This window comes from Streptomyces sp. NPDC003038 (genome assembly GCF_040611115.1).
Classification (GTDB): Bacteria; Actinomycetota; Actinomycetes; order Streptomycetales; family Streptomycetaceae; genus Streptomyces.
Genome location: NZ_JBEXNN010000090.1, coordinates 1 through 3,495, shown reverse-complemented (window position 1 = coordinate 3,495; position 3,495 = coordinate 1). Strand labels below are relative to the sequence as shown.

Below are 3,495 nucleotides of genomic sequence, written 5' to 3'. Positions count from 1 at the left end.
CTCTCCCGCCCGCTGCCCGGCCGCACCCACGACCTCACCGCGGCCCGCAGACACCGCATCATCGCCACCTGCACGCGCCTGGGGATCCCGGCGCTGGCCGACCTGGCCTACACCGGCGCCGGGCCCGGTGTCGCTGTCCCGGCCCGGCGACGCCCCAGGCAAGAGCTCACCGCGGAAGAGAAGTCGCTGAACAAGGCACACGCCCGACTGCGCCCGCCAGTCGAGCGAGGCGTTGCAACCGTCAAACGCTGGCGCATCTTCCGCCACGCTCGCTGCAGCCCCGATCGACTCGCGTCAGCCGCCAAGGCGGTCCTCACCCTGGAGAGGCAACGCTGAAAAGGCTCACTCACATCTCTGTGACCTGCTGGTTATCCCAGCGGCCATGACTATGAATCAGCCATGGCGGGCGTTGTCCGCGCTGCTGCCGACGGATGTCGGATTTCCATGGCCAAAGAAGTCTGAAGCGCGTAGCCTGTCGCCTCACACACACTGACTTGGCCACGGCCAAGCGATCACGTGAGTGACCATAGGCCGCAGGCAACACACACTCGGGTTGCCTGCCACTCCAAGGGGCCAGGCCATGATCGACGACAAGCCCAAAACCTCGAGAACCAGTCAAGGGCAGACGGGCGGCATTAACCACCGTCCCGGACAGCCGACTTCAAGGTGCAAGCGTGCCCGCCTTCTCCTCATGGCCGCATGTACGGCCACGGCAACGCTCGCTGCCCAGGGAACCGCAACAGCCGCCGTAAGCGATTTCGTGTCAACCCCCATGACGCAGGCGCAGATGAAGACAGAACTCACCCGAATGTACGGGGCGCTCCCTTACACCGGCCAAACGTGGGGCTGGCCTCTCATTGCCACTGGCTCGCCTCAACCGCTTACTGCGGACCAAAAGTACTCACTCGACAGATATCTTAACTATCAGGCGAACCGGAGCACGTTCAGTGATTCTCTCATTGCGAAGTGCCAAGACCCAGATGCGACTTGCGGATTCATAGGCTTCAAGGAGGCCAATGGAGATTTTCCTCCGCTGTGGACCGGAAGTGCCGGGAGCGTCCCCACACGAACGATTTGGACAACCACGACGCTAACTAAATCCCAAACATACAAGTCCGGTTGGGACTTTTCTCTTAGTGTGAGCGGTTCCAAATCCGGCACAACTGCCGAGGGTAAGGCTGGCTTCAACACCAGCCAAGAGAACAGTCTGACCACCGCATCGTCTGTGCAAGAGACACTGACGTGGCAGCCAAATGGTGTTTACTCTTATCCTCAGCTGAGGCTTAACGGCGGCAACTATACCGGCTACGCCTTCGTCAAATATTGGTCGTCCGGGTTTGGGGTTAACCCTGACCCGTATGGGTGGAACGTAGCGGTAAAGGCTGTGAAGGCTTCCGTTATACCCGCCGGACAAGACAGCCCGGCCACATGGTTCTTGGTCAAATCGTAACTCTGAGCAGCAGCAATTCACCTTTAGGACTCGTAACAGGATCTTGTTGAGGACCTGGTCGGGCGACCCCGCTCACGTCGTTGACGACTCAGGGTTACTGCAAGATCAGCGCGATGTGTGAACGGCTGGTCATCGAGGCGAGTGACCTCTCAGTCATTTGCCACCGACGGAGCTCCGGGCTCCCCGCGATTATTGTACACGTTTATGCGGGTTGTGTCAGCGTAGTTGAGGGGTTGTCGAGGACGGTCTCGTAGGCGAGGGTGATCGTTGTTCGGGGCGGGAGTGGTGTCGTTGCGTGTTGTAGCTTCCGGCCCCGTGGAAGGTAGCGAGGCGGGCCTGGCGGGCCGTGCCCCGGCCCATCGCGTCCTGAAGCGTCTCTCTTTTCAGCGTTGTGTTGAAGCTCTCGGCGGCGGCGTCGTCCGCGCTGGTACGGCACGATAAGGAACCAACGAGGCCCCCGAGCTGAAGAGCTGTGGACGTCAGATATCCCGCTCAACAGCCCGAGGGCCTCGCCCGTTACACCATCCCGCCGTAACCCGATCAGTGAACCTCTTTCATCCTGGCTCTGTGAGGGTGAAAGGCAGGGGCGTTTCAAAGTCCTCGTGATCACGTGAGTTCGCAGGCCGCAGGCGTGTGAGCTCCGAGCCGGCCCGTCACGGATGCAACGAAGCTCCGGTTGAACGGGGTGACCTTCCCAAGTCGCCCTGAAGCGCCGGAGCTTCGATGTGCCGTCAGTCTGCCACACCTCACCCCCGCAGGCGCAGGCGCAGCAGAGTCAAGGTCCGCTCCGATGCGGCCGGCGGCGACCTGGCGGCGGGAAGGCCCGGCGGGGATGTGCTGCTGGACGCGGCACAGGATGGAGGCATGCCAGCGGTGCCCGTCACGCGAGACGGTCAGGGAGTTGATGACAGCCTGCCCGTCGGTGATCAGGCGGAGCAGGTCGCGGGCGTCCTGGTGGAGGCGGACGGTGAACGCGCTCTGGCCGCCGCCGCCGGGGATCCGCAGTCGGCGGGAGCTCTCAAACCTGATCTCCGGCTTCTTCACGTTGTGGACCAGCCGGAACCGCTCGCGGGCGCGGCCGCGCCGCTTGAAGCGGGGGTAACCGACAGGGCCGCACCTCAGTAGCCACGGCCTTGTCCATGCCCGAGGCGATCAGCGCGTCCCGGCCGCGCGCCTTCTGGTGCACGGCCACCATGTAGCCGAGGGCGAAGTTGTAGCCACACCGTGCGGCTGTGGCATACCGCTGGAGGATCTCGACCTGCGCGGGCGTGGGATCGAGCGCGTACCGGTAGGCGCGGAGCGTCTCCGTCATCGCAGGATCGTCCCGCACAGGTCTGACACACGCGTCTTCCCGGCCACACGGCAACTCTCAGTGGTGTCCCGAGCCTGCTGCTCCACACGGGCTCGGGAGCATGGCAGTACTCCTGGCCCCCGCACACACATCCACAGCCGCGACCAGTCACGCCGAGAGATCCAGACCCCGCGCCACGAACGCGACGCGTACGCCGCCTGGAAGGAGGACCATCCCGGGCACGGGCGGCAAGCCGCGCAGGCCACCGCCGAGTTCCGCGCCCTGCACGGGCACGGCCCCTCGTACGGCCAGCTGTGCTCCAGCCTGGGCTGGGCGCCGAAGCTGCGCGGCATGAAGTTTCCCCGTGATCCTGGACACTCGATGTCTACGCTGCGAGGGCGTGCTGATGCCGTTGCCTGGTGTCGGCTGGGGTGAGGTAGCCGAAGATCTTGTGCTTGCGCAGGCGGCGGCGGTTGTAGAAGGTCTCGATGAGTCGAAGACCTCCGCACGGGCGGTGGCCCGGTCGGGCCAGGTGCGGGTGCCGATCTCTTCCTTGAGGAGAGCCCAGAAACTCTCGGCGGCGGCGTTGTCGAAGCAGGACCCGGTGCGTCCACAGCTCTGTCGCAAGTTCAACTCCCGTATCTTGTGGCGGAGTTCGGTGAGGTGACCCCTGAGATGTGGACACACCTGACAATGGATCTTGGTGATCCTGAAGGTGAAGATCTACGTGGGACGGCCCTCGAAGTACAACGTG

4 protein-coding genes are annotated in these 3,495 nt (G+C 63.7%); 2 read left to right on the top strand and 2 right to left on the bottom strand.

Going from position 1 to position 3,495, the window contains the following annotated elements; translation table 11 throughout:
- The coding region (locus ABZX75_RS34095) for a transposase family protein (RefSeq protein ID WP_355418057.1) at positions 1-336 on the top strand (336 nt) is incomplete at its 5' end.
- Positions 337-1,666: 1,330 nt separating this feature from the next.
- Here ABZX75_RS34095 and ABZX75_RS34090 read toward each other — a convergent pair.
- The gene (locus ABZX75_RS34090; protein WP_355418060.1) at positions 1,667-1,933 is read right to left on the bottom strand and encodes an integrase core domain-containing protein; all 267 of its coding nucleotides are present in this window, start codon (positions 1,931-1,933) and stop codon (positions 1,667-1,669) included.
- Positions 1,934-2,468: 535 nt separating this feature from the next.
- Positions 2,469-2,762 (bottom strand): helix-turn-helix domain-containing protein, encoded by a 294-nt coding sequence (locus ABZX75_RS34085; protein ID WP_355418054.1) that lies wholly within the window; start codon positions 2,760-2,762, stop codon positions 2,469-2,471.
- A 379-nt stretch (positions 2,763-3,141) separates the two neighbouring features.
- On the opposite strand from ABZX75_RS34085, the gene ABZX75_RS34080 reads away from it, so the two are divergent.
- Positions 3,142-3,408: a hypothetical protein gene (locus tag ABZX75_RS34080; RefSeq protein ID WP_355418051.1), complete on the top strand. Its 267-nt coding sequence runs from the start codon at positions 3,142-3,144 to the stop codon at positions 3,406-3,408.
- The last annotated feature ends 87 nt before the right edge of the window (positions 3,409-3,495 follow it).